Source organism: Neorhizobium tunisiense (assembly GCF_039631515.1).
Lineage (GTDB): Bacteria > Pseudomonadota > Alphaproteobacteria > Rhizobiales > Rhizobiaceae > Neorhizobium.
Genome location: NZ_JBDIUU010000010.1, coordinates 178,532 through 205,131, shown reverse-complemented (window position 1 = coordinate 205,131; position 26,600 = coordinate 178,532). Strand labels below are relative to the sequence as shown.

Annotated in this window: 23 protein-coding genes; 9 read left to right on the top strand and 14 right to left on the bottom strand. The window is 62.9% G+C overall.

The genetic code is table 11. From position 1 onward, the window contains the following. Window position 1 precedes the first annotated feature (1 nt). Complete coding sequence (locus ABCW43_RS25705) at window positions 2-2,410, bottom strand: CaiB/BaiF CoA transferase family protein (protein ID WP_345929742.1); 2,409 nt, start codon at window positions 2,408-2,410, stop codon at window positions 2-4. A 152-nt stretch (window positions 2,411-2,562) separates the two neighbouring features. Between ABCW43_RS25705 and ABCW43_RS25700 the strand changes: the two genes are divergently transcribed. Then, window positions 2,563-3,612 carry a LacI family DNA-binding transcriptional regulator gene (locus tag ABCW43_RS25700; RefSeq protein ID WP_345929740.1) on the top strand — a complete coding sequence of 350 codons (1,050 nt, stop codon included), beginning with the start codon at window positions 2,563-2,565 and terminating at the stop codon, window positions 3,610-3,612. A gap of 57 nt (window positions 3,613-3,669) precedes the next feature. On the opposite strand, the gene ABCW43_RS25695 is transcribed toward ABCW43_RS25700, so the two are convergent. Together ABCW43_RS25695 and ABCW43_RS25690 are read right to left on the bottom strand one after the other, a co-directional pair. Then, window positions 3,670-5,244, bottom strand: coding sequence for a hydantoinase/oxoprolinase N-terminal domain-containing protein (locus ABCW43_RS25695; protein WP_345929738.1), 1,575 nt, complete (start codon window positions 5,242-5,244; stop codon window positions 3,670-3,672). Next, on the bottom strand, window positions 5,241-6,320 hold the full coding sequence (locus ABCW43_RS25690; RefSeq protein ID WP_046611245.1) for an S-methyl thiohydantoin desulfurase family protein: 1,080 nt from the start codon (window positions 6,318-6,320) through the stop codon (window positions 5,241-5,243). Before ABCW43_RS25690 ends, ABCW43_RS25695 begins: the two co-directional genes overlap by 4 nt. A gap of 145 nt (window positions 6,321-6,465) precedes the next feature. Here ABCW43_RS25690 and ABCW43_RS25685 point away from each other — a divergent pair, with 145 nt between their 5' ends. From ABCW43_RS25685 to ABCW43_RS25655, 7 genes are all read left to right on the top strand, one after another. After that, on the top strand, window positions 6,466-7,422 hold the full coding sequence (locus ABCW43_RS25685; RefSeq protein ID WP_080954240.1) for an AroM family protein: 957 nt from the start codon (window positions 6,466-6,468) through the stop codon (window positions 7,420-7,422). A gap of 174 nt (window positions 7,423-7,596) precedes the next feature. Further along, window positions 7,597-8,277 (top strand): AroM family protein, encoded by a 681-nt coding sequence (locus ABCW43_RS25680; RefSeq protein WP_345929732.1) that lies wholly within the window; start codon window positions 7,597-7,599, stop codon window positions 8,275-8,277. 33 nt (window positions 8,278-8,310) lie between these two features. Then, the gene (locus ABCW43_RS25675) at window positions 8,311-9,903 is read left to right on the top strand and encodes an ABC transporter substrate-binding protein (protein ID WP_345929730.1); all 1,593 of its coding nucleotides are present in this window, start codon (window positions 8,311-8,313) and stop codon (window positions 9,901-9,903) included. A 107-nt stretch (window positions 9,904-10,010) separates the two neighbouring features. Beyond that, the gene (locus ABCW43_RS25670) at window positions 10,011-11,018 is read left to right on the top strand and encodes an ABC transporter permease (protein WP_345929728.1); all 1,008 of its coding nucleotides are present in this window, start codon (window positions 10,011-10,013) and stop codon (window positions 11,016-11,018) included. Next, on the top strand, window positions 11,018-11,929 hold the full coding sequence (locus tag ABCW43_RS25665) for an ABC transporter permease (protein ID WP_345929726.1): 912 nt from the start codon (window positions 11,018-11,020) through the stop codon (window positions 11,927-11,929). Before ABCW43_RS25670 ends, ABCW43_RS25665 begins: the two co-directional genes overlap by 1 nt. Next, entirely contained in the window at window positions 11,926-13,590 is a 1,665-nt protein-coding gene (locus ABCW43_RS25660) for an ABC transporter ATP-binding protein (protein ID WP_345929724.1), read from the top strand. The genes ABCW43_RS25665 and ABCW43_RS25660 overlap by 4 nt, the downstream gene beginning before the upstream one ends. Window positions 13,591-13,694: 104 nt before the next feature. Continuing rightward, window positions 13,695-14,777, top strand: coding sequence for an extracellular catalytic domain type 1 short-chain-length polyhydroxyalkanoate depolymerase (locus tag ABCW43_RS25655; protein ID WP_345929722.1), 1,083 nt, complete (start codon window positions 13,695-13,697; stop codon window positions 14,775-14,777). Window positions 14,778-14,860: 83 nt separating this feature from the next. On the opposite strand, the gene ABCW43_RS25650 is transcribed toward ABCW43_RS25655, so the two are convergent. The 5 genes from ABCW43_RS25650 to ABCW43_RS25630 form a co-directional block, all read right to left on the bottom strand. Continuing rightward, a complete protein-coding gene (locus tag ABCW43_RS25650) occupies window positions 14,861-15,274 on the bottom strand; it encodes a pseudoazurin (protein ID WP_345929887.1) in 414 nt (137 codons plus the stop codon). A gap of 173 nt (window positions 15,275-15,447) precedes the next feature. After that, window positions 15,448-16,353: an SUMF1/EgtB/PvdO family nonheme iron enzyme gene (locus ABCW43_RS25645; RefSeq protein ID WP_345929720.1), complete on the bottom strand. Its 906-nt coding sequence runs from the start codon at window positions 16,351-16,353 to the stop codon at window positions 15,448-15,450. Between the two features lie 89 nt (window positions 16,354-16,442). Beyond that, entirely contained in the window at window positions 16,443-17,576 is a 1,134-nt protein-coding gene (nirK, locus tag ABCW43_RS25640) for a copper-containing nitrite reductase (RefSeq protein WP_105420101.1), read from the bottom strand. Window positions 17,577-17,815: 239 nt separating this feature from the next. Further along, on the bottom strand, window positions 17,816-18,748 hold the full coding sequence (gene kdgD / locus ABCW43_RS25635) for a 5-dehydro-4-deoxyglucarate dehydratase (protein ID WP_345929885.1): 933 nt from the start codon (window positions 18,746-18,748) through the stop codon (window positions 17,816-17,818). Window positions 18,749-18,836: 88 nt separating this feature from the next. Beyond that, the gene (locus ABCW43_RS25630) at window positions 18,837-19,574 is read right to left on the bottom strand and encodes a FadR/GntR family transcriptional regulator (RefSeq protein ID WP_345929717.1); all 738 of its coding nucleotides are present in this window, start codon (window positions 19,572-19,574) and stop codon (window positions 18,837-18,839) included. Window positions 19,575-19,877: 303 nt separating this feature from the next. On the opposite strand from ABCW43_RS25630, the gene ABCW43_RS25625 reads away from it, so the two are divergent. Beyond that, the gene (locus ABCW43_RS25625; protein ID WP_345929715.1) at window positions 19,878-21,026 is read left to right on the top strand and encodes a mandelate racemase family protein; all 1,149 of its coding nucleotides are present in this window, start codon (window positions 19,878-19,880) and stop codon (window positions 21,024-21,026) included. 198 nt (window positions 21,027-21,224) lie between these two features. Here ABCW43_RS25625 and ABCW43_RS25620 read toward each other — a convergent pair whose 3' ends face one another. Genes ABCW43_RS25620 through ABCW43_RS25595 form a run of 6 tightly spaced genes read right to left on the bottom strand, consistent with a single transcriptional unit; the run spans window position 21,225 to window position 26,595 of the window. After that, window positions 21,225-22,283: a dienelactone hydrolase family protein gene (locus tag ABCW43_RS25620; RefSeq protein ID WP_345929713.1), complete on the bottom strand. Its 1,059-nt coding sequence runs from the start codon at window positions 22,281-22,283 to the stop codon at window positions 21,225-21,227. Further along, window positions 22,280-23,014 (bottom strand): FadR/GntR family transcriptional regulator, encoded by a 735-nt coding sequence (locus ABCW43_RS25615; protein ID WP_345929711.1) that lies wholly within the window; start codon window positions 23,012-23,014, stop codon window positions 22,280-22,282. The genes ABCW43_RS25620 and ABCW43_RS25615 overlap by 4 nt, the downstream gene beginning before the upstream one ends. A 33-nt stretch (window positions 23,015-23,047) precedes the next feature. Beyond that, entirely contained in the window at window positions 23,048-23,806 is a 759-nt protein-coding gene (locus ABCW43_RS25610) for an ABC transporter ATP-binding protein (protein WP_345929709.1), read from the bottom strand. Beyond that, window positions 23,803-24,660, bottom strand: a complete 858-nt coding sequence (locus ABCW43_RS25605; RefSeq protein ID WP_345929707.1) for an ABC transporter ATP-binding protein — start codon at window positions 24,658-24,660, stop codon at window positions 23,803-23,805. Before ABCW43_RS25605 ends, ABCW43_RS25610 begins: the two co-directional genes overlap by 4 nt. A gap of 11 nt (window positions 24,661-24,671) precedes the next feature. After that, window positions 24,672-25,556 (bottom strand): ABC transporter permease, encoded by an 885-nt coding sequence (locus ABCW43_RS25600; protein WP_445739006.1) that lies wholly within the window; start codon window positions 25,554-25,556, stop codon window positions 24,672-24,674. Window positions 25,557-25,578: 22 nt separating this feature from the next. Further along, window positions 25,579-26,595, bottom strand: coding sequence for an ABC transporter permease (locus ABCW43_RS25595; RefSeq protein WP_345929705.1), 1,017 nt, complete (start codon window positions 26,593-26,595; stop codon window positions 25,579-25,581). Between the last annotated feature and the right edge of the window lie 5 nt (window positions 26,596-26,600).

The window sequence follows — 26,600 nt, the reverse complement described above, 5'->3', positions numbered from 1 at the left end:
TCTATCCATCCGGGAAGGGAACGGTGGTCATCGCATCGCTGGCCATGACACGGGCGACCTCTTCCGGCGGCAGCGCCAGAATCCGCTCGAGCACGAACCGGTTATGGCCGCCGAACTGAGGCGCCGGCCTGCGCTGCCCTCCCGGCGTCCGGCTCAAGTGGATCGGCAGGCCGGGATGGGGGTGCAATCCGGCATCCGGATGTTCGAGTTCGGTGAAGAACCGGCGATGAGCAAGATAGTCGCTGCGTGCCAGATCACCGGCGTCGTTGACCGGAGCTGCGGCAACTCCCCTGCCCTGGAGCAATCGGGCGATATCATGCTTGTCGCGGCCGCGCGTCCAATTCGAAAGGATTTCCGCCAACGCATCCTCGTTCCGCCGGCGCGCCTCAAGCGTCGCAAAACGCGGGTCGAAGGCAAGATGCGGCATACCGATCGCTTCGCACAATGCCTGCCACTGCACCTGATCCTGCGCTGCGATGACGACCCACTGGTCTTCCCCGAGGGCCGGAAAGGCATCATGCGGCACCATGCCCGCGAGCCGATTTCCGTTCGGCACCGGGTCTTTTCCTGTCTCGGCCGCCAAAAGCAGTTCCGCTCCGATGAACTGCATCGCCGCCTCGACCTGCGGCACCTCGACATATTGGCCGCGGCCTGTCCGCTGCCGCCAGTAGAGCGCAGTCAGGATCGCCGCTGCCGCATTGAACCCGCCGATCGGGTCGAGATAGGACGGCCCGCTGTTTTCCGGCTGCCCGTCCGGATAACTCATCATCGCCGACATTCCGGTCGCCATTTCCATGGTCGGGCCAAGCGCCGCATATCCCGACATCGGCCCGTCGCGCCCGAAGGCGGGAAGCTCCGCGACGATGATATCCGGCTTGATTGCCGAAAGCCGCTCGTAGTCCAGCCCGAGCTTCGCAAGCGTACCGGGCCGAAAATTGCAGATCAGCACGTCAGCCTTCGCGACCAGCCGTTCCAGTGTCTTTCGCCCTTCCTGGGTCTTCAGGTTGAGGATGCAGGACAGCTTGTTGACGTTTTGGGAATTGAACAGGAAAGAGCGATCGAATGGCCGCTCGCCCGGCTCGCCGCCGGGGAAATTGATCGGGTTCGGCCTTTCCTTGTTCAACCGCCAGGAATTCACCCGGTTGGGCGATTCCACATGAATGGACTCGGCCCCGAAATAAGCAAGCACCCGCCCCGCCATGGGCCCGGCCCAGGCGGTGGTAATCTCGATCACCCGCAGCCCCTCGAGCGGCGGCCGGCCGGACGCGGCCGGTCTTGGCGTCTCGAACGGTTCGGTTCGTCGCGGCGCAATCCGCCCCTGCGCTTCGCCAGGAAGGGGCGCACCGCCTCGCACCCTGCGAGGTGTCGCGCTCATCCGGAAGGGTGGCCCAAGAATGAGCCGGCTGTCGACGGTCTCCCAATAATTGCGGGCGGCAAGATGACCGTTGCGGACCTGTTCGGTCGGACGATAAGCCTTGGCGGCGATGATCTGGGCGCGCTGCAGCCGGTCGACCAGATCCTCCGCGTCCATCTCCGCGACCTTCGCCTGGATGATCTCGTAGAGCACATCCCAGTGCTGCCGGCGCGGGGCCGGATCGGCGAAGCGGGGATCGTGCTGAATTCCTCGCAGATCCAGTGCCGCGCAGAGAGCTTCCCAGCGATGGTTATAGATCCAGATGCAGACCCAGCTGTCGCGGCATTTCACCTGCCCTGCCGGGATCGTCTGGTCCCGCCGGCTATGGACCGAGCCGTTGTAGATATGGCGCAGCACATAGGGGAAACACATCGATACTGCGGTCTCGGCCGAGTCCACCCGCACAGCCTGGCCAAGCCCGGTCGTGCGTCGGTCAATCAGAGCGGTGATCACGCCGATATAGGCGGCGAGCCCTGCGGCATAGGATGCCCGATCGCCGACGCCATAGAGCGGTTCTCGGCCGATCTGGCCGTTGTTGTACATCATTCCGGAAAGCGCCTGCAGCACGATCTCCGGCCCCTTCCAATCGGCAAGAGGCCCGTCCGTTCCGAAAGGGGTAATGGAAGCGGTGATGCAGCGCGGATTGATGTCCGCGACTTCGTCGAACGTGACGTCCGCTGGCGGAATAATGACATCCGCGCCGGCGATCAGCGCCTTCAGGTCCTCCCGCCCGGCCTCCGTCGACCGGTCCAGGACGACCGACCTTTTTCCGGTGTTCAGATGCCAGAACGACAAGGACAGTTCTGGATCGGTCACCGAGAACGGCGGCATTCGCCTGATCGCCGATCCCGCTGGCGACTCGACGAGAATGACTTCCGCGCCGTAGTCCGCCAGAAGCCGCGCGCAGTATTGGCCTGAAAGCGTGTCGGACAAATCCAGCACGCGAAGATCGTCCACGGCCGAGACGCCTGGCTCAGCCATTTCCTTCAAAAGCATGATCGACGGCTCTCCTCCCGATCCTGAAAGAAAGACTAGACGTCATTGCATACGGATGCAAGACAGGGATACGCATTTGATGATATTGATCCATGACTGCGCCGGAGGTATCGACAGCAGCGGCGCCCGCCGGCAGGGAGTTGGAGAGTTTCTTGGACAAGCCAGAGATACCGGATGACAAGGCGAAGCGTCGGCCGATCACCGCGCGCCAGCTCGCCCGTATGCTCGGCGTCAGCCAGTCGGCGGTCTCGCGCGCGTTCACGCCGGGCGCCAGCATCGCCCCGGACCTGCGCGACAGGATCAAGCAGTTTGCAGAAGAGGTGGATTACCACCCCAACGCCATAGCCAGCATGTTGTCGAAGAGCCGCACCAATATCGTCGGCATCGTCGTCTCCGACATGCAGAACCCCTTTTACCCCGCGCTCATCGAAAAGCTCTCCCGCAGCCTGCAACGCATCGGGCTGCAGAGCCTGCTCTTCAACATCACCAAGGGTTCCAACCTCGAAGAGCAGCTTTCAGCGCTGCGCCGTTACAATGTCGATGCGGTGATCATTATTTCCGCAACGATCCTCTCCGGCCAGACCTTGCGCTGGGCAACAGAGGGCCGCGCTGCCCTTCTGATCAACCGCGTCGTCGAGGATGCGGACTTAAGCTGCGTCATCTGCGACAACGTCGCGGGCAGCCGGGCGATCGCAGACCATTTCTATGAGATCGGCCGGCGTCGCGTCGCTTATGTGTCCGGCCTCAGCCACACGACCACCAATCGCGAAAGACAGAACGCCTTCGTGACGCGCGTCGCCGAGCTCGGCATGGTGCTTTGCGCCCGCGTCGATGCCGGTGAATACAGTTATGAGGCCGGCCGGCGGGCTGCGCTGGAAATCGTCGATCGCGGCGGAGCGGATGCGATCTTCTTCGCCAACGACATCCTTGCGGCAGGTGGCCTCGATGCGCTGCGGGAAGAGGCCGGATTGCAGGTACCCGAAGATATTGCAGTCGCGGGCTTCGACGATATCGCTCTGGCGAGTTGGCCCCACTATGCACTGACCACATTCCGCCAGCCCGTCGACGAGATCATCGCGGTGGCCGTCGGAATGATCGAGGACGGATCCTGTTATCCCGGCCGGCCGATCACCATCAAACGGCTTCCCGGAGAACTGATCGTGAGATCTTCGAGCTACAGGATGTCCGACAGCTCAAAATGAAACCGACGGCCGGCAACAAGCCAGCCCGCCGATTCTCCCTGGGAGGAGACTTTGGGTTCAGCGCAAGGCCCCGGCCACGCGCTTCTGTTCGTCCTTCATGAAGGCGATGTCGCCGACGACGCGCACGCGCACCCGCCGCGCGTCACCCGGCAGATAGGCGATCGGAATGTCTTCCGTATCGAGCGTCACGATCGTATCGGAGCTGGCCCCCGCCTCGACCGCGCGGGCGCGGGCAATGCGCTCGGCTTCGGCAATCGCCTTTTCGCGCGACATGCCGGAAAACACCTGGTCGACTTCGCCGGACACCTGCGCCATCGCAGCACCGAGCGCGTTCGCGACGCCGGCATGTTCGACGCGCAGCACTTCGCTGGCACCTTTGAGCTTTTCCGGGATCAGAAACGCCCCGCCGCCGACAGCGATCAGCTGCACACCCTCGGCAGACGTCTTCATCCGGTCGACGCCGTCTTCCACCATTGCCTCGACGCGCTTTAGCAAACCGGCGACCAGCGCCTTGTCGAGATGCTTGACCCGGTCGCGATCACCGATCTCGACAAGACCGGCGGCAACCGCGACGTCCGTCGTGGTCAGCGTATCGCCACCGAAGACCAGCGCCTTTTCGGTGATCCGGTAACCGACCGAACGCGGGCCGATCCTGCGGGTTTCCGGATCGATGATCGTGCCGCCGCCGAGCGCCATCGGCAGCAGGTCCGGCATGCGGAACAGCGTACGAACGCCGCCGACTTCGACGACATTGTTCGCCTCGCGCGGAAAACCGCCGACCAGGCAGCCGACATCCGAGGTCGTGCCGCCGACGTCGATGACCATGGCCTCCTTGAGGCCGGTCAGGAATGCCGCGCCGCGCATCGAATTGGTCGGGCCGGACGCAAAGCTGTAGACCGGGTTGGCGGCGGCGACATCGGCCAGCACCACCGTGCCGTCGTTCTGCGTCAGATAGAACGGCGCATCGATGCCGGCCTGCTTCAGCGCATCCTTGAACGCATCGATCGTCTTGCGGCCGAGCCCCTGCAAAGCGGCGTTCAGAAGCGTGACGTTCTCACGTTCCAGAAGGCCGATGCGGCCGAGCGTATGGGACAGCGTGATGCGCGCATTCGGGATGATCGAGCGAACGATCTCCGCCGCCTCCAGCTCGCATTCCGCCGTCAGCGGCGAGAAGAGCGCCGTAATGCCGATCGAATCGACGCCCGCATCGCGGATCTTCATCGCCGCGTCGCGGATTTCATCCTTTGCAAGTGGCACCAGCGGACGGCCGTCGTATTCGTGGCCGCCATGCACCATGAAGGAGAGCGGATCGACAGCATCGCGCAGCTCGTCCGGCCAGTCGACCATCGGCGGCAGCGAAGCGCCGGCCGGCATGGCGATACGGATCGCCGCAACCCGATCGAGACGGGCGCGCTCGACGACCGCATTGGTGAAATGCGTCGTGCCGATCATCACCGCATCGACCGGGGCCGAACCCGGCGCCTGCGAGGCGACGACATGGCCGATCGCGTTCACCACGCCCTGCATCACGTCCGACGTGGTGGGAAACTTGATGGCCGAGAGAACCTTCTCGCCATCGATGAGCACGGCATCCGTATTGGTGCCGCCGACGTCAATTCCGATCCGCTTCATGCTGCAAACACCGATTTGAAATCCAGGTCATATCCGAAGGCGCGCGGGCCGACGTGCTCGAGGCCCTTGGCGCTGGTCAGCACCTCCGGCGCCGGCAGTGCCACGACCGTGACGCGCTGGCCGTACCGCACCGTCTCGGTGCCGATCGCCTCGCCCGAGACCGTGTCGAGCAGGCAGATCAGGTCCGGCGTCATGGCGATCGGCTGGCCGTCGCGGAACGCGACCGCCCATTCGTTCTGGAAGGCGAGCTCGACCTTCGAGCCGCGATCACCGTCGAGGCCTTCGATCATCGCCGAGCCGCGCAGGAAGCCGCCGGTCGTGGTGCGATCGACATCGGCGATCTTGCCCTTGAACAGCACCTTGCCACCTTCATGGGCAAGCACGGCTTCGACCGGATCCGTATGGGCGGCACGGGCTTCGAGCACGGCGCGGCCGAGGCTGACCGCCTTGGTGACCGTGTAGAGCACGCCCCAGTCCTTGACTTCCCGGCCGGTGCGCGGCGCCTTGCAGGTCGCCGCCGTCGAGCCGACTTCGGTGCAGATCTTGCGGGAAATCCGTTCCATCCACTTCCAGGAGGCAGCCTTGGCGACGATCGCCTCGTTGTCGCGGCAATCGACCAGCGTCAGCGGATACATCGGCAGGTCGCCGATCGCAAAGCTGGTCATCTGCGCTTCCGGATAGGCGCGGCCCATCGCGTCCGCATCGACGACCGGAATGTCCAGCATGGCGCCGGCCAGGAACGGCGACAGCGCATTGCCGCCGCCGATCTCGACGCTCATCACGGCGCGGAACTTGCGGCCGGTATATTCTTCCATCAGCTGCATGGCACGGGCGAGATGCGCGGGATCGACGAGACGCTCCTGGCCGACCAGCGGCGCACCCATCTTGGAGACGACCGCGACGGCATCGCCGTCATCGAGCGCCTGGGGATCGATGAGCTTGACGCGCTTGCCGTCCTTGTAGAGCTTTTTCAGGTTAAGCTGCGCCAGATAGGGGCTGCCACCGCCGCCGGTGCCGAGAATCCAGGCGCCAACGGCAAGCGGGTCGATCTCGCCCGCTTCGAAATCACGGATCATGTTTACCTCCGAAGAATGTGCTAGAACCTAGCCATGAGTGACGAAGGATGCCTATAGGGGACTGCCCCTAGAATGAGCTTGCCTTGATTTTAGGCATGCCCGGCGCCATCATGGTTTGACGATCGAAAGGACCGATTCCCTGCACATGTCGAAGAGCCCATATGCGCTGGCCCCGACCTCGCCGGAAGGTGCGGAACCGCACCACCGGGTGATGTTCCTGAGCGTCGGCCAGACGCCGCGTGCCGATCTCATCGGGGACATGCTGACCAATCTCGACGTGCCGATCGAAGCGCTCGAAATCGGCGCGCTGGACGGGCTTTCCAAGGCGGAAATCGACGAACTGAAAGTGCGGCCGGGCGAACAGAGCATCGTCACCCGGCTTGCCGACAATACCGATATCGTCGTGTCCAAACCGCGTATCGCCGAGCGCATGGCAAAGATCGCCGCCGCTTTCCAGCCCAATGAATTCGATCTGGTCGTCATCCTCTCGACCGGCCTGTTTCGCGATTTCGAAAGCACCTGCCCGACAGTCAACGCCCAGCGCGCCATGGAATCCGCAGTGATTTCGCTTGCCGCGCACGGCGCTTCCGTCGGCCTCATCCAGCCGCTGCAGCAGCAGATAGCCGAACTCGATATCCCGGCGCTGGCGCCCTACAAGATCTGCGCCAGCTACGCCGCCGATGGCGACCGCAAACTGCTTGCCGGCGCGCTCGTCGATCTCGCCGATGCGGAAATCATCGTCCTCAATTCCGTGAGTTTCACGGAGGCCGACCGGCAGATGGTGGCGAAGGCCAGCGGCAAGCCCGTGGTTCTCGCCCGCCGCATCGTCGCAAGTGCCATCCGGCTTCTCCTGCATCGTTCGCAGCCCGTGACCCTGCCGGGCGTTTCGCCGGAATTTGCGGAAAAGCTTCTTCGCCTGACGCCACGCGAGCGGCAGGTACTGTCATTGGTGGCCGAAGGCCTGTCCAACAAGGCGATCGCCCGCCAGCTCGGCATCAGCCCGAAGACCGTCGAGATCCATCGCTCGAACGTCATGAGCAAGATGGAAGTCACCTCGTCCAATGCGCTCATCCGCATGGTCATCTCCGCCGGCCATCCCTGATCGAAAATAAGTGCATTCGCGCAAGAAAATTGCGTCAAAAGACCTGTTTGCCTAAAAATTGGTCGCCTTGCCATGTCAGAATCATGTCGTTCTAGGGGCATTACCCTATAGTGAAGCCGCGCTTCCGGGCGTTAGGCTCCGTTCCCATAATGCCATGCAGGGAACGATGAGAGCATGCCTTCCACATCCAAGATCGCCTTCGTGACCATCGGCCAGACACCGCGGATCGACTTGGTTCCGGAAATGATGGCTGAGATCGGCATCGGCCTGCCGGAGGGTCGCGTCGGGTTCCGTGAATTCGGCGTACTCGACGGCATGGGCCCGACCGAACTGGACGCGATGCGCGCCGTGGATGGCGAACATTCCTTTGCGACGCGTCTCAAGAGCGGCAAGGAAATCGTCACCTCCAAGGCCCGGACCGAAGAGAAACTCAACGCCCTCCTGAAGACGATCGACGCGCAGGGCTTCGACCTCGTCGTTCTTCTCTGCACAGGCACCCGGATCGATCCGCTCGAAAACACGCTGGTCGTCGAAGCCCAGCGGATCGTCGATTCGACCGTCGAGGCGCTTGCCGCCTCCTCCCGCAAGCTCGGCGTCATCCTGCCGCTCGAACGGCAGGTCAAGGATTTCGCCGATCGCCATGTCTTCAGCGGCGAGCCCAAATTCGTGGCCGCCTCGCCCTATGCCGGTGACGATATCGGCGAACGGGCGAAGACGCTCGAAGGCTGCGACCTTATAGTCATGCATTGCATGGGTTATTCCGCCGGAATGCTGGACGAGGTGCGCCGCGCCGTCGATGCGCCGGTTCTATTGTCGCGCCGCGTCGTCGCGGGCGTCGTCCGCCAGATGATCTGATTACCGAGCCACATGAAAAACAGAGGGAACCACATGTTCGGAAAAATCCTGAAAAACGTCGCGGTCGCGGGGCTGCTCGCCTCCTCGATCCTCGCCTCGCCCGCCGGCGCCTTCGAGCGTACCGAGAAGGGCAATGTCATCGTCTTCGGCGGTCGGCAGGCCATCCCTGTCCTCGATCCGCATATCCGCTACGACTGGTCGACACGCATGATCCAGCAGTCGGTCTATGACGCGCTGGTCAAGTACGAGGGCAACCCGGCCGAGATCAAGCCATGGCTCGCCGAGAAGTGGGAAACCAGCGCCGACGGCAAGAGCTGGACCTTCCACCTCGCCAAGGACGCCAAGTTCCACAACGGCGACCCGGTGACCGCCGAAGCCGTGCGTTACTCCTTCGAGCGCGGCCTGAAGCTCAACAAGGGCGTCGCCTGGATGCTCAAGGACTTCCTGGCGCCGGAAAACATCGTTGCCGTCGATGCGAACACCATCCGCTTCGACCTCAGGGCGCCCTACGCACCTTTCCTGTCCTTCCTGCCCTGGTGGTTCGTCGTCAACCCGGCTGAGGTGAAGGCGCACGAGGTGGATGGCGACTACGGCCAGAAGTGGCTGACCGACCACGCCGCCGGCTCCGGTCCGTTCAAGCTCGGCCGCTGGGAACCGAACGTCCTTTATGAGATCGAAGCCAATGCCGGCTACTGGAAGGGCTGGCCGCAGGGCGAGAAGAACCGCCCGGCTGGCGTCATCTACAAGATCATTCGCGAACCCGCCGCCCAGAAGGCTGCCCTGCAGCGCGGCGAGGCCGACATTGTCGAAGGTCTGACGCCGGACGACTATATCCAGATCAAGCGCGTGCCGGGCGTGGTCATCCAGGACCACAAGGGCATGACCACCTTCGGCATCAAGTTCAACACCCAGAAGGGTCCGACAGCCGACATCAACCTGCGCAAGGCGATCGCCTATGCGCTCGACTACGATGCGCTGATCCAGATCTACAACGGCGCTGCCTCGCTCGAGACCAGCCCCCTGCCGGACGCCATGAAGGGCCATGTCGCCGTTCCGGGCATGCCGCGCAAGGATCTTGCCAAGGCCAAGGAATACCTCGCGAAATCGGCTTATCCGAACGGTGGAATAACCCTGCCCTACGTGCATGTCGCAGGCCTCGAAGAAGCCCGCCGCATCGGCCTGGTCCTGCTCGACAACCTCAAGGAACTCGGCATCACCGTCGAGGTCAAGCCGGAACAGTGGCCGAACATGGTCGCCGCCGGTTCCAAGGTCGAGACCTCGCCGGCCATGACTTCGGTCTTCACCACGCCTGTCTCGACCGACCCGGATGCCGTCGCCTACCAGTACCACAAGGCGAGCTGGGGCCAGTATTACGCGATGATGTTCTACGACAATCCGAAGGTCTCGGAGATGATCGACCAGGCCCGCGCCGCCACCAACTGGGATGACCGCGCCAAGCTTTATGCGGACATCCAGAAGCAGATCGTCGCCGACCAGCCGGAAGTCTTCGGCATGCTGCAGAACCGCCGCTGGGCGCATCGCGACTATCTGCAGGGCTTCAAGTTCAGCCCGGTCCGCTTCACCGGCGAGGTCGATCTTTACCCGATGTGGGTGAAGGCCGAATAGAAACTGGCTTGCGTCCCCTCCTGCAGCCAGCATGATGCGCATGGCCAGGCCATCCCAACCGGCCGGGCCATGCGCAGTTTTTTAGAAGATAGCCACCGGAGAAGACGATGTTGGCATTCGCCTTCCGCAAAGTGCTGACGCTGGTCGGAACCATGATCGGCATTGCGGCACTGACCTTCGTCATCACCAATGTCGCGCCGGGCGATCCCGCCCGCCTGGTCGCCGGCCCCAATGCGACCGAGGACATGGTGACGACGATCCGCACCGAATACGGTCTAGACAAGTCGCTGCCCGAGCAGTTCGTCGTCTATATGAGTGATCTCGTGACCGGCGATCTCGGCCAGTCGATCGTCACCACGAGGCCGGTGCTGGAAGAAGTGCTGCGTTATGCGCCGGCAACTCTGGAACTGGTCTTCGTCGCCATGGCGCTCGGCATCATCGTCGGCGTGCCGATGGGCATGCTGTCGGCGGTCTACAAGGACGGCCCGATCGACCATGCCACCCGCATCTTCTCGATCTCGGGCGTCGCCCTTCCCGCTTTCTGGTTCGGCATCATCCTGCAACTGACATTTGCGGTCGACCTCGGCTGGCTGCCGGTCTCCGGCCGCCTGCCGCTGGTCACCCGCCCGCCGGAAACGGTCACCGGCCTGCTCCTCGTCGACAGCCTGCTCGCCGGCCGGCTGGACACGTTCTGGACGTCGCTGCGGCACATCATCCTTCCGGCGATCGTGCTGTCCTTCCCCTGCCTCGCCTCGATCCTGCGCGTCAACCGCGCCGAGATGATCGAGGTGCTGCAGTCCGACTACATCGTCGCGGCGCGCGCCCACGGCATCGCCTCCTTCCGCATCGTCGCCATCTATGCGCTGAAGAACGCGCTGCTGCCGACACTTGCAATGATCGGCCTGCGCTTCGGCTGGATGCTCGGCTCGACCGTGCTGGTCGAAACCGTCTTCGACTGGCCGGGCATCGGGCTTTATGCCGTCTCCTCGGCGCTTTCATCGGATTTCAAGCCCGTCATCGGCGTCACGCTGGTCATCGGCTTCTTCTTCATCGTCGCCAACACCCTTGTCGATCTCGCCTATGCGTGGATCGATCCCCGCCTCAGGAGCGCCTGATGACGACGCCCGTGGAACTCTCCCGTCCCCTCACTTTCCGCGAACGGCATGAAAGCAAGATCCGCCAATGGCGGCTCTACGCCCACATGTTCGGCAAGAGCTTCTCTTCCATGCTCGGCCTCGGCCTGGTCGTGATCTTCCTGTTGCTCGCAGCCTTTGGACCATGGCTGGCGCCCTATCCGGAAGATACGGTCGGCGCCTTCAACATGGCCAACAAGCTGATGGGCCCGAGCGCCGCCCACTGGTTCGGCACCGACGAAATGGGCAGCGACATCCTTTCGCGCGTCATCATCGGCGCCCGCACCTCGCTCTGGATCGGCCTGATCATCACCGGCGTCGGCGCAATCATCGGCGTACCGCTTGGCATCATCGCCGGGTATCGCGGCGGCTGGGTACGCGCCGTCATCATGCGCATCACCGAACTCTTCCTCGCCGTGCCGGGCCTGGCTCTCGCGCTCGCCATCGTTGCTGCCCTCGGCCCCGGCATCACCAATTGCGTGCTCGCCTTGTCGCTCGTCTGGTGGCCGGGATACGTGCGCCTGGTGGAGGCAAAGACACTGTCCGTCAAGGAAGAACTGTTCGTGGAGTCGGCCCGCTCGATCGGTGCCAAGACGCCCTGGATCCTCTGGCATCACATCCTGCCCAACTGCATGTCGCCGATCATCGTCAAGATGAGCATGGACATGGGCATGGCGATCCTGTCGGCCGCCAGCCTCGGCTTCATCGGCCTCGGCGCCCAGCCGCCGGCACCGGAATGGGGCGCGATGATCTCCGTCGCCCGTACCTACATGCCGGACTGGTGGTGGTACTCGCTCTTCCCCGGTGCCGCGATCTTCCTGACCGTGCTCGGCTTCAACCTTCTCGGCGACGGCCTGCGTGACATTCTCGATCCCCGGAGCCGTGACCGATGACCGGACCTCTTCTCGACATCCAGAACTACCGGCTCGATATCGGCACGTTCGACGGCCCGGTGCATGTGCTGAAGGACATTAACCTGACCGTCAACCGCGGCGATACGCTCGGCATCGTCGGCGAAAGCGGCTCCGGCAAGACGGTGCTGGTGCGCTCGGTGCTCGGCATCGGACCGAAGGCCTCGAAGGTCGTCGAAGGGACCATCGCCTTCGACGGGCAGGACATCACCGCGCTCCCCGAAAAGGACTGGACGAAGATCCGCGGCATCCGTATCTCGATGATCTTCCAGGATCCGATGACCTACCTGAACCCGCTCTTCACCGTCGGGCAACAGATTTCCGATGTCATCGCCGCCCATGAAAAGGCATCCGGCTACGGCGTCTCCTTGAAGGTCACCCGCCGCGCCCGCACCGAGGAACTGCTCGACCAGGTCGGACTGCCCAACCCCGCCATGCTGTTCGACCAGTATCCGCACCAGCTTTCCGGCGGCATGCGCCAGCGGGTGCTGATCGCCATGGCGCTGTCCGGCAAGCCGGACCTGCTGATCGCCGACGAGCCGACGACGGCGCTCGACGTGACGGTCCAGGCGCAGGTGCTCGACCTGATCAATTCGCTGGTGGAAAAACTCAACCTCACCGTCATCATGATCAGCCACGATATCGGCGCCATTGCCACGATCGCGAAGCGCTGCGCGGTCATGTACAAGGGCGAGATCGTCGAGCAGGGCCTGACGGCGGATATCCTCAGCGCCCCCAAGCACGAATACACCAGGCGCCTGCTCGCCGCGGTGCCAGACATCGATACCGCTGCGGCGAAGGTTGCCGCCGAACCGGCGGTCGGCGCCTCCCCGAAACCCGGCGTGCTTCTGGAAGCGATCGGCCTCAGGAAGGTCTATCGCAGCCAGTCCGGCACCGAGGTGACGGCGGTCGACAGCATCAACCTCTCCGTCGCGACCGGCGAAATCTTCGGCGTGGTCGGCGAATCCGGTTCCGGCAAGTCGACGCTGGCGCGCATGCTGCTGCGGCTGATCGAGCCGACCTCCGGCGACATCATCTTCGACGGCAAAAACATTTCCGGCCTGACCGGCGAACCGCTGCGATTAATGCGCCGGCACATGCAGTTCGTCTTCCAGAACCCGCATTCAGCGCTCAACGGCCGCCACACGATCGGCGATGCGATCGGCGAACCCCTGCGCATCCAGACGAACATGAGCCGCCGCGATATCGAGGCCCGCGTCGAAGCGCTGCTCGACATCGTCCAGTTGCCGAAGATGTTCAAGTACCGCTATCCGCACGAACTGTCCGGCGGCCAGAAACAGCGCATCTGCATCGCCCGCGCCATCGCCCTCAATCCACACTTGCTGATCCTCGATGAACCGACTTCCGCGCTCGACATCTCGGTGCAGGCCCAGGTGCTCGATTTCCTGCAGGAACTGCGCGCCGAACTCGACCTCACCTATGTCTTCATCTCGCACAACCTCGCCGTCATCCGGCAGATCTGCGACCGGACCATCGTGATGAAACGCGGCGTGATTGTCGAACAGGGGGAAACCGAACGCCTCTTCCTCTCCCCGCAGCACGAATACACCAAAGCGCTGATCGAGAGCGGACGCAAAACCTCGCGGGCGGCGAACCTTTCCGCTTCTGCCGGCCCACAATGAAACATACCTTACAAAAAAATAATTGTGCAGTGCAGCAACGTTACCCATATAGGAAACGTTGTCGCTGATCACTGCCATCCCGGCAATGATTGCCAGGAGCCATTATGAGATCGTTGTCGGATACGCTGGAGCGGCTTGCCCGCTTGAAATCACTGGGTCGCGAGCACACCGACACACCCAGTCATCTGGAGGAACTGACCAGTTTCGGATCCAATCCCGGAGCGCTGGCCGCCAGGTTGTACGTGCCCTCCCTGCTTCCCAAAGATCCTGCCCTCGTCGTCGTTCTTCACGGATGCACTCAGACCGCCTCCGGTTATGACCACGGCGCCGGATGGTCGAAGCTCGCCGAACGCCACGGCTTCGTGGTGCTCTTTCCGGAACAGGTGCGGGCCAACAACGGCAATCTCTGTTTCAATTGGTTCCTTCCGGCCGACACGCGCCGCGGCCAGGGCGAAGTGCACTCGATCCGCCAGATGATCGAAGCCGCCGTCTCCCGGCACGGGATCGATACCTCGCGCATCTATGTGAGCGGCCTGTCCGCGGGCGGGGCAATGGCCAATGCCATGCTGGCAGCCTATCCGGAGGTTTTCGCAGGCGGAGCGATCATCGCCGGCCTGCCCTATGGCGTCGCCGCGACGGTTCCGGAAGCCTTCGACCGGATGCGGGGGCAAGGCCTGCCGGCACCGGCGGCGCTTCAATCGCGCCTGAAAACGGCGTCTTCCCATCAGGGACCCTGGCCGACCATCTCTATATGGCAGGGCACCCGGGACAATACGGTCGCAGCGGCCAATGCGCAGGCGATCATCGACCAGTGGCGGGGTGTTCACAACGTCGGCTCACGCCCGGCCCTGGAGGAAAAGGTGGACGGCCAGGCGAAAACCGTCTGGAAGGATCCCCGCGGCAGGCAGGTCATCGAATATTACAGCATTGCCGGAATGGGCCACGGAACCCCGATCGATGCTGCGCTCGACGACGAGAACGCCGCGCCTTATCTGCTGGACGTCGGCATATCATCGACGCTTCATTCGGCAAGAAGCTGGGGCCTGCTTCGGGAGGGGGCGGAGCCGTTGCGGGCGAAGAGCGACGGCTTCAAGCAAACATCGACCTCTTCCAGGCAGGCAAAGGAACCTGAAGGCATCCAGCAGATCATCGAGAATGCGCTCCGCATGGCCGGCCTGATGCGCTGATCAACCTCGCCGGATGAGGCCGGAAGAATAAGCGCGGCGGCGGCCAGGGGGAGAGGGAATGACCGCCGCCGAACGCTCCCCGCCTAGACGCCGGAAGCAGCAATATCCGCGTCAAGACGTTCGCGAGCCTTCTTGGGCAGCTTCGCGGCCTTGATCGCCTCAAGGTTGGCAGCCGGGGCGTTGCCGACCACGACGAGGCCGATCATGCCCATGCCGACATGCGGCGCGCACTTCACGGCATACGCTCCTTCGACGTCGAACGTGACCTTCACGCTTTCGTTCATCTGGCCCTTGAACGGCTTTGCACCTTCCGGGATCAGCCCGTCGATGGTTTCGGCGTTGTGAGATTTGTCAGTCGGAACGAAGGTCACGGTATCGCCCTTGGCGACCTTGAGGGAACTCGGCTCGAATACCATCGCGCCGTCCTTGCCCTTGTTGAGCATATGCACTTCGAAATCGGCCGCCGACGCCACCGTGGCGCAGACAGCCGTGACCATCGCCGCGCCGAGCAGGGATGCCAAAATCTTCTTCATTCTCTTAACTCCTTTTCTTGGAAGCCCTCGGCTTCGTTGGAATTCACACTAGAGCAAAAGCGAAGCTGCTCTTTGACCTGCGACAAACGGTTTGGAATTTGTCGCGGCTCGCTTTGCGTCGGTTTGAGCCAGGATGGTCACGTTGTCCAACCCGCCTGGCGAAGCGTCCTTAGAAGCGGGGCATACCAACGAGTGGACTTGACCAGCCGGAAACCCAGATTGTCGGGCGGCGTGCCCACCGCGCAGCCGCCGCCTTTCGGATCGCGGATGAACGAACTCATCGGCGAGCGATGCGGGCCAACGGTCACGTAGACGCCGCAAATCTCCTCGGAGGCGCGAACCGACCCGTTCACATAGAGATGGACCCTCCGATGGCAGGTGGACGTCCATTCCCAGATGTTGCCGCCAAAGTCGGCCAGGCCATATTCGTTTTCCCCGAAACTTCCCGTCGGCCGGGGTACGGGATCGCCCGCAGCCCGCTCGCGCGCTTCGCGCTCGTAGTCGGCGAGCCACCGCAGCGCGGGGTTCTTGTTGTCCGGATCGAGGCCGAGAGCATCGTCCGGAAAGCTCTTGCCTGCGGCCTGAGCCAGTTGTTCGTCGGTCGGCAGCCTCCAGTATTCGCCGGTCATCTCGGAGAGCCAGCGGGCATAGGCCGTGGCATCGTCAAAGCTCACGCCGGTCGCGGGTACGTCCGTCCTCGATGTGACCGCTTCAGGCGATCTGCAGGCGCCCGCCGATACGCACGCCCGGTATTCCAGGGCAGTGACGTGATTTTTCATGATGGTCAGGCTCGGTCCCGCGACCACCGTCTTCATCGGCGCATCGATCGGCGCCGTGCCCTTCAGGAATTCCCCGTCGCTCCTGTAGCTGTAGGTGCGGGAAGGAACGACGACCGTCACCGGCTCATAGACCGCGCCCTCTGGGGGCGCAGGCTTCATGAAACCCGCCTGATGGAAGATACCCGCTGCCAGCACGGCGATCAGCGTGATCGGAAGCCCGGTATGGAGGAGCGAGAGCCTTGCCCTGTCGTATGTCCATGGCATGTTCGCCTCCCAAGGCGAAATCTGGCGCAAGAGATGGGTGTCGAAGCCGGCCGGGAACATGTTCGTGTCATGCTCCCGGCCGTTTCCGATCAGGTGCCGCTCGGCGCCAGGACCGACGTCATCAGGTCGTCGTTCCAATCACCGGTAACCTTGAAATGTGCGGCGGCACCCAGTTCGAAGGCCTCGATCAGGTTGTGGTTGACGTAGGCGTATATGCCGGGCTGCTGGAAGGTGTAGAACGCAGCACCTGCCGCACCGCCCGGGATGAACCATGTTTCCTGGTCGATCTCCGGAGGGTTGGCGAATTTGCCCGTAGCCCAGACATAGTCGCCATGGCCGCCGATGAGGTGGGGCCGCGTATCGCGGTTTGCCTGCGAATGGACGATGAGCACCTTCTCGTTGACCGCAGCGGTCATCGCGTTCTGGCCCGTCAGGGCACCGACGGCCCCGTTGAAGACGATGTGCGTCGGGGTCAGCGTCCGCATGACCTTGAGCGTGTCCTCGTAGGCCTCGCCGGCGCTGGCGTATTTCTTGAACTTGCCGTTCTCGTCGCGCGGGACGTAGAAATCCTGCTCACCCACATAGTAGATCTTGTCATAGGTCAGCGGTTTCCCGTTGCCGTCCTTGAGGCCATCGCGCGGCAGCACCATGATGGCGCCGTTCATGCCCGAGGTGACGTGCCACGGCACCATTCCGGGAGGTGCGCAGTGATAAACGAAGACACCGGCCTTGGTCGCCTTGAACCTGAGAATGGTTTTCTCCCCGGGATTCACCACCGTCAGCGCTCCGCCACCGAGCGCGCCGGTCGCCGAGTGGAAGTCGATATTGTGCTGCAGTTCGTTGGTGTCGGGGTTGATTAGGGTGAGTTCAACATAGTCGTCCTGATGGACGACCATGAGCGGACCCGGAACCGATCCGTCGAAGGTCATCGCATTGATCTCGGTGCCTTCCTTGTCAAGGACGAGCTTCTTCTCCTGGATGGTCAGCGTAAATTCGACGACCTTCGGCGGGCCATCGGCTTTCTGGGCATGGGCATGGACGAAAGGCGGCTTCACGAGTTCGACCTTCTCGCGGCGGAGGCGCGAGAGGTCGCCCGGCTTCATTTTTGCGGGAGGCGCTTCGTCCGCATGGGCAAAGGAAGCCTGCACGACCGGTGCGATCGCGCCAACGAAGGCTGCCCCCGCAAGGATCGAGCGTCTGGTCATCTGAATCTTGTCGGTCATGGTTTCTTTCCTTCGGAACAAGGGGCGGAGTAAATCGCCGTCCTCTGGAAATAGAATTTATGTCCAGACCAGCCTCTTCTCTTTGACGTGAAACAAACAGGGCATGGGCATTTGCTTGCGCTTTCGCAAGAAAACGGAGGGAAATCTGGTTCAACGGTGGCTCACTAAGGAAGTAGCCTCCTGTCCGGCAGGCAGAACCTGCCGGCTTATGCTCGGGGAGGAGTTGGGAGAAAGACGCCCTATTCGGCCGCCTGCGCCCCGAGAGTATTGTTGCGATACGGCTCGCAGAGAGCCTCCATCATCTCGACTTCTTCCGCGGTCAGGTCGGTCAGGGGGGCGCGAACCGGACCTGCATCGAAGCCCATCAGCCGCACGCCGGCCTTGATGGCGGAAACTGCGTAACCCTTCTGGCGGTTGCGGATCTCCATGAACGGATAGAAGAAGTCGATGAGGATCCGGTTGGTGGCGGCCGTATCGCCAGCCCGAAGCGCCTTGTAGAACGTCTGGGCGAGCGCGGGCACGAAGTTGAAGACGGCCGACGAATAGGTGGTGACACCCGCGCCGAGATAGGCGTCCGCGAAAAGCTCGGCCGTCGGCATGCCGCCGAGATAGGTCAGGCGATCACCCATGACAGCGGTGATCTTGCGCACCAGGCCGATATCCCCGGAACCGTCCTTGAAGCCAACCAGATTGGGGCAGGCCTCGCAAAGGCGGGCGAGCGTTTCCGCCGTAAGGATGGAGTTGTCGCGATTATAGACCATCACGCCGATGCCGACCGACTGGCAGACGGCCTTGATGTGCTGGTAGAGGCCTTCCTGGCTGGCATCCATCAGGTAATGCGGCAGCAGGAGGATGCCGTCGGCGCCGGCCTTTTCGGCGGACCTGGCGATCGAGACGGCGATGCGCGTGCCGTAGCCGCAGCCGGAAACGATCGGCGTGCTGCCGGCGGAAGCCTTGGCGGCAACGATGATTTCCGGAATTTCGGAAGGCTCCAGTGAAAAGAACTCGCCCGTGCCGCCGGCGGCGAAAAGCACCGAGGCATCATAACCGGCCAGCCAGCCGACATGCTGCTCGTAGGCCGTGCGGTTGAAGAGGCCATCCTTGCCGAACGGCGTGACGGGGAACGACAGGAGGCCGGCGCCAAGCGCCCGCTTCAGTTCATTTGGATCCATAGACATGGCAGTCCCTTCCTGGTTGATTTCCGGGAAGCTACCAAGTCATATTATGACTGTCAATACTTGTATTATCTTTGCCGACGCCTCATGGACGCCGTATCAGCGACCGGTAGCGTTGCTGGCTCCCTTTGAGATGCATGCGCATCGCGTCGCGAGCAGCCGAATCGTCACCATCCGTGATCGCGCGGGCGATACGGGCATGTTCATCCTGAATCTGGGTCAGGTATTCGGCTGGCGAAATCTCGGCCTCACCCTCCTGCAGCAGCGCTCGCGGGATCATCTGCTTGCCGATCGCTTCCAGGAGTTCCCGGAAACGCGGGTTGTTGGTCGCATCCGCGATGGCCAAATGGAAAGCCCGATCGCTTTCAACCGTTGCCGCACCGGCAGCGATCTGCCGCTTGATGGTCTCGAGACATTCGAAGATCAACTCCTGCTGGGCTGGCGACGAGCGGACGGCGGCGAGACCCGCAGCCTCGATCTCGATCGCGGCACGAACTTCCAGCATTTCAATGATGGAGGAAACACGGCTGGCATCCACGGTGCGGAAGCCCGCCTGCAGCCCGCCTTGCGGCGCCAGAACGAAGACGCCGACGCCATGACGGACTTCGACGAGATTATCCGCCCGCAACGAAGCGATCGCCTCGCGGATGACCGTGCGGCTGACCTCATACTGTAGCGTCAGTCCGCTTTCCGTGGGCAGTTTGTCACCGGGTTTCAACGCTCCGCTCGCAATCGCATCCCGCATCCGCCGACCAACCGTCTCGACCAGATTGCGGCCTTTTCGCGAGGGCGTTTCCCCGGTGATGTTATCTGCTCTCTTCAACGTCGGCCCGCTCCCTGGCTTTGGCATTTCAGCCACTTAGAGGGGTAAAAGCCCACCCCGTTGTCAAGCGCAAGGGAATAATTTTATTGACGCAAGGCCCTAGACCTATAGTATGAGATGACCTATGAGGTATTATGACATAGCGGACAGATGCTTATTCGCCGTTGATCCGTCCACGAGGGAAGAATGCTTTGAGCCGGCGCCGCGGACAGCGTCGACCGGACAATTCGGCCGACGCTGGAGGACCGGACGGATGCGTGAACGGTGGAGGCTCGTCCCTTTGCTTCTGACAGGAGGAATTTCGTGAAGATCGTAGACGTCCATGTGCGGGTATTCTCCCATACCACGCGCCGCCATCAGGATACTGCCGGCCATGCCCATCCGGGCCCGCCGCACAAGGTCAACCTGGCGCTGCTCACCATCGTCGATGACGATGGTGCCGAAGGTTACTGCTTCGCTGCGCCGGAAGTCGTTCGCCCGCATGTGATCGACAAGTTCGTCAAGAAGGTGCTGATCGGCGAAGATCCGTTCGCGCGCGAAAGGCTGTGGCAGGATCTCGCCCACTGGCAGCGCGGCAGCGCGATGCAGCTGACCGACCGGACGCTGGCGATCGTCGATTGCGCCCTGTGGGACCTTGCAGGCCGCAAACTGAACATGCCGGTCCACAAACTGATCGGCAGCTACCGCGAAAAGATCCCGGCCTATGGCTCGATCATGTGCGGCGACGAGCTGGAAAACGGCCTCGCGACGCCTGAAGACTACGGCCGCTTCGGCGAGAAGCTCGTCAAGCGCGGCTACAAGGGCATCAAGCTGCACACCTGGATGCCGCCGGTTTCCTGGGCGCCTGATGTCAAGATGGACCTGAAGGCCTGCGCCGCGGTGCGCGAGGCGGTCGGCCCGGATATTCACCTGATGATCGACGCCTTCCACTGGTATACCCGCACGGAAGCGCTGGAACTCGGCAAGGGCCTTGAAAAGCTCGGCTTCGACTGGATCGAGGAGCCGATGGACGAGCAGAGCTCGGCTTCCTATGCCTGGCTTGCCGAAAACCTCGACATTCCGGTCCTCGGTCCGGAAAGCGCCGGGGGCAAACATTTCAGCCGCGCCGAATGGATCACCTCGAAGGCCTGCGACATCCTGCGCACCGGCGTCCACGATGTCGGCGGCATCAGCCCGGCGATGAAAACCATGCATCTCGCCGAATCCTTCGGCATGAACTGCGAAATCCACGGCAACGGCGCCCCGAACCTGATCATTGCCGCCTGTACCAAGAATGCAAAATGGTACGAGCGCGGCCTGCTGCACCCCTTCCTCGAATATGACGACGGCTTCGAATACCTGAACGCCCTGGTCGACCCGATGGACGAGGATGGCTTCGTGCATATCTCGGACAAGCCGGGCATGGGCGAAGACATCAACTTCGACTTCATCAACGCTAATCTGGTGGGGTGAACCGCTTAATCTGCCTCCCAAGCAGTAAAGAGAAGCTCGGTCCCTTTTGGGGGCCGGGCTTTTTCTTTTGCGGTCGGTTACGCGGGTATCGCCTGGAATGGGATCCTCGGGTCAAGCACGGCAAAGGGTCAGAGGCGTGCCCCGACCTGAAAGGGCGATCTCGGCTCGCCGGCCAAAGTCGCGATCTTCGAGCTCACCTCACATCGTCCGCCCGAGCCAATCCATTGCATGGTCCTGCTGATCGACCGGGAAGGCATGGGCGGCGCCGGGCCAGAGCCGCGTTTCGAGGCAAGGTTCCGCATTCGCGGCCCGCCAGATCCCATGCATCTGCTCATGCGCCGCCAGCGCCGCAGGCTCGGGAAAATGCCGGTCATCGCCGCCGCTGAAGATCAGGGCGGGTTTTGGCGCGGCAAGCCCCGCAAAATGGGGATAGTCGAGCTTTCCCGCGATCTGCGGATGCAGCATGGAAAAGGCCGACTGGCCGCGAAGCTGGTTGTTGCCGGGCTGCATGAGGCCCTGGAGCGTTGCCATCCATCCGCCGGCGACGCACACTCTTGCGTCGTCCGAAAGCGCGGCCACCTGCCAGGCGCGTGAGCCGCCCATCGAATAACCGAAGCTTGCCACACGGGCGCGGTCGACGCCCGGCGATCTGCAAAGCCAAGCCATCGCCTCGAGATCCTCACGCAGGATGACGGAGGCGTAGGAAAACCCGAACTGCATGAGATTGGCCGCCAGGGCCTGCTGCGCCTCGTAGCCGTTGCCTTTCCGGCCTCCCCAGCCGAGCGCATCGGCGCAGAGCACGGTGTAACCGCGACGGGCGAGCTCATTGCCCACCTGCCGCCCGCCGTAAAGCTTCGCCGTCCAGCGGTCGATATCCGCGGCGACTTCGGGAGGTTCGCCGGGCCGGCCGATCATCTTTTCCTTGCCGATCGAAAAGAACGAGCCGTGGTCGTGCAGCAGAAGTACGGCAGGCGTCCGGGCGTCTGTATCCGGACGGAGCAGGTAGGCGCCGGCAATTTCACCATTGGAGAAATGAAGCTGCAGTTCCTGCCCCTTGCAGCCGCCCTCCCTCCACTCGCTCACCACAGAAGCGCCGGCGGGCGTTATGCGTTCGACACCGAGTGCCGCGCGAACCTCGTCGCGCATCCGCTCTCTCCAGGCCGCGAAAGCGTACTTTGCGGGATCGAAATTCCATCCAAACGAAACGGTGTCGCGAAGCCTCTTCGCAAGGCCTGACATGTTGTCGCCATCGATCATGGCGTATTCCGCGACCGCGCGATCAGCCGGTCACGGCTATCGGACAGGTGTTTGCGCATGGCGGCGCGGGCACCCTCGACGTTCTTGTCTTCGATGGCCAGGAAGATCGCCTTGTGCTCGTCGTTGACGCGCTGAAGGTGTCCGGCGAAGGTCTCGTCATCAACCTGATGCGCCTGCATGCGCATGCGCGGCATCAGCGTTTCACCGAGATAGTTGAATATGCCGATGAAGTGTTCGTTCTGGCTGGCGGCCGCGACGGCACAATGAAATTCGAAGTCCGACTGGGTGCTGCGGTCGAGCTGCCTGATCGAGCGGTCCATGGATTCAAAGGCGGCATGCATGGCGGCGATATCGACGGCGGTGCGGCGCTCCGCGGCGAGAGCCGCGGATTCGGATTCGATGCCGATGCGCAGTTCGAGGCCCTTCAGCACGCTTTCGACCCGCATCATATTTTCATCGGTGAGCCGGAACGGTGTGACGCCGGCGTCCTCGCGCACAAAAACGCCGATGCCGTGGTGGATGGACACGTGCCCGCTCGCCCGAAGATTGGCGATCGCCTCCCGGACGACCGTCCGGCTGACGCCCAGTTCGTCGATCAGCGCCTTTTCCGTCGGAAGCTTGGATCCGCGCGGATATTCCCCGAGCTTGATGCGCTCGGCGATCATGCGCACCACCTGCGAACTCAGGGTCTCCCTGCGGCGCCAGGTGGCAGATGGGGCTTCGGCTGTCATCGGGGCACCTCCATAGCGTCTCAGACGCGGAACTCAGACAGCGTGGTCGTATTCGAGGCTCGCCTGGATCAATTCGCGGGCATAGGGATCCTTGGCATCGCCCGTCGCCAGCACGTCTCGGCTCATCACCTCGACCACGCGGCCATGCTGCATGACCGCCAGCCGCTCGCACATATGATCGATCACCGCAAGGTCATGGCTGACAAAGAGATAGGTCAGGTTGCGTTTTGCACGCAGGTCGGCAAGCAGATTGAGCACTTCCGCCTGCACCGAGACGTCGAGCGCCGAGGTTGGCTCGTCGAGAAGCAGGATGCGCGGTTCGAGGATGAGCGCGCGGGCGATTGCCACGCGCTGCCGCTGGCCGCCGGAAAGCTCGTGCGGATAACGCGACAGGAAGGCCGGATCGAGGCCGACATCGACCAGAGCCCGCTCCATGCGTTCGACCTGGCGGTCCATGCGGTGGATGCGCAGCGGCTCCTGAAGCGCCGTGCGGATCGACTGGCGCGGGTGGAGCGAACCGTAGGGGTCCTGGAAGACCATCTGGACCGTGCGACAATATTCGGCAAACTGCATGACGTTGACCGACCGCCCCTCGAGCTGGATATCGCCCTCCCAGACATTCAGAAGGCGGGCGATGCAGCGCAGGATGGTCGACTTGCCGGAACCGGATTCGCCGACAAGCCCGAAGGATTCGCCGGCCTCGACCGAAAAACAGACATCGCCGAGAATGCGCTTCTTCGCCAAACCATAGCCAAGATCGATCGAGAGATTGCGGACGTCGATGGCGGTCATGCGCGCACCTCTTTGGTCTCTTGGGAGATGACTTGGCGGTTCAGGACCGGAAGCGGCCGGCGAGCGCCGCCGATATGCGGCTGCGCGGCAAGCAGGCCTTGCGTATAGGGATGCGTGCAGTTGCGCATATCCCGGGCGGCCCGCTCCTCGACGACCTCGCCATGGCGCATGACCATGACCCGGTCACAGAAATTGCGCACCAGGTTGAGGTCGTGGCTGATCATGATCAGGCCGATGCCCTTGTTAGTCACCAGTTCGTTCAGGATGTTCAAGACCTGCATGCGCACGGTTACGTCGAGTGCCGAAGTCGGCTCGTCGGCGATGATGATCTGCGGCTCGGGGATCAGCATCATCGCGATCATGATGCGCTGGCCCATGCCGCCCGAAACCTCATGCGGATAAAGGCCGTAGACGCGCTCGGGATCGCGGATCTTCACCGCTTCCAGCATTTCCAGCGTCTTCTGCCGGGCAACCTGGGCTGATGCCCTGTTGTGGACGCGATAGGCCTCGGCAATCTGGTCGCCGACGCGATGAACCGGGTTGAGCGAGAATTTCGGGTCCTGGAGGATCATCGAAATGCGTCGGCCGCGGATCGTCAGCATCTGCTTTTCACTGGCGGAGATGAGATCGGTGCCGCCGAAATCCATCCGGTCGGCCTCGATCCTGGCGGTCGGCAGCAGCTTCAGCAACGCGCGGCCGATGGTCGACTTGCCGGAGCCGGATTCGCCGACGATGCCGAGCCGCTCGCGGCCGAGATCGAAGGAGACGCCCTTGACGACGGTGTTGTAGGTCTTGCCGGCGCGATAGCTGACGCGGAGATTTTCGACCTTCAGGAGTGCCTGGCTGTTGTCCATGGGAGAAAATCCTATCTTTGCTTCGGATCCAGCGCGTCGCGCAGGCCGTCGCCGAGAAGGTTGAAGGCAAGACTGACGAGGAGGATGGCGCCGCCCGGGAAGGCGACCAGCCACCAGTTGTCCAGCATGTAGCGCCGGCCGGTGGCGATCATCGCGCCCCATTCGGGAAGCGGCGGCTGGGCGCCGAGACCGAGGAAGCCGAGGCCGGCGGCGGTCAGGATGACGGTCGCCATCGACAGCGTGATGCGCACCAGAACCGAGGGAAGGCACATCGGCATGATCGACTTGACGATGATGCGCAGCGCCGACGCCCCCTGCATGCGCGAGGCCGAGATATAGTCGGCATTGCGGAAGGTCAGCGTTTCGGCGCGCGCCAGCCGGGCGATCGGCGGCCAGGCGGTGAGACCGATGGCGATGATCGCGTTCTCGAGGCCGGCGCCCAAGGCCGCCACGAAGGCGAGCGACAGGATGAGGCTCGGGAAGGACAGGAAGATATCGGTGATGCGCATCATGATCGTGTCGTACCAGCCGCCGAAATAACCGGCGGTCGTGCCGACCAGAAGCCCGATCGGGCCGACGATGACCGAGACGATGGTGATGATCGTCAGGCTGATGCGCGTGCCGTGGATGATGCGGCTCATGATGTCGCGGCCGAGTTCGTCGGTGCCGAACCAGTGCTCGGCGCTCGGCGGCTTCAGCGTGTTGCTCAGATTGATGACGTTCGGGTCATAAGGCGCGATCAGCGGCGCGACGATCGCCGTCAGGAGCAGGATGGTGATCACCACGAGGCCGAAGCCCGAGGACGGGTTGCCGAGAAGCTCGCGGATGACCGCGAGCAGTCGGCGGAAGGCCGAATTTGGGTTTGAGCGAGTACCGTTCATGGCCACGTCCTGCATGTCGAGAGATTGAGCTGCCATGTCACCGCGTCCTCGGATCGAAGATCTTGTAAAGCGCGTCGGAAAGCAGGTTGAGCGCGATGAAGATGATACCGACCAGCAGCACGCAGGTCATCACCGCGTTCATGTCGCCGATCAGCATGTTGTTGGTGATGTACTGGCCGAAGCCCGGCCAGGAGAACACCGTCTCGATGAGGACCGCGCCTTCGAGCAGGCTGCCATAGGCAAGCGCCACGATCGTCACCAGCTGCACGCGGATGTTCGCGAAGGCGTGGTGCCAGATGGTGCGGCTCTTGGAGAGCCCCTTCACCCGCGCCGTGGTGACATATTCCTGGTTCAGCTGGTCCAGCATGAAACTGCGGGTCATGCGAGTGATATAGGCCATCGAGGAATAACCGAGGATGCTCGCCGGCAGCAGCAGATGGTTGACCGCATCCCGGAAGACTTCCCAGTCGCCGGCCAGCATCGCGTCGATCAGCAGGAAACCCGTCGTTTCCGGCACCAGCCCGATATAATAATCCGACAGACGGCCGCCGCCGCCGACCAGATCCAGCGCCGCATAGAAGATGATCAGGCCGATCATGCCGGTCCAGAAGATCGGCATCGAATGCCCGATGAGGGTCAGGAAGCGGATGACGTGATCGACCGGCCGGTTGCGGCGCACGGCGGCGAGGATGCCGAGCGGAATGCCGAGCCCCGCCCCGACGATGATCGCGAAGGTCGCAAGCTCGATCGTCGCCGGCATGACATGCAGGATGTCGTTGATGACCGGCTGCCCGGTGCGGATCGACGTCCCGAAATCGCCGTGCAGCAGATCGCTCACGTACCGGAAGAACTGCTGGTAGAGAGGAAGGTTCGCGCCGATCCGTTCCGCGACCATGTTGTATGTGGCCTGGTCGGCCTCTTCGCCGACAATGGCGCGGACCGGATCGACCGGCATCAGTCGCCCGATGCAGAAGGTCAGGATCAGCAACCCGACAAGGGTTGCCAATATGGTGCCGGCCTGCCGCGTGAAAGCGGTGAGACGCTCGTTGTTCATGGGGC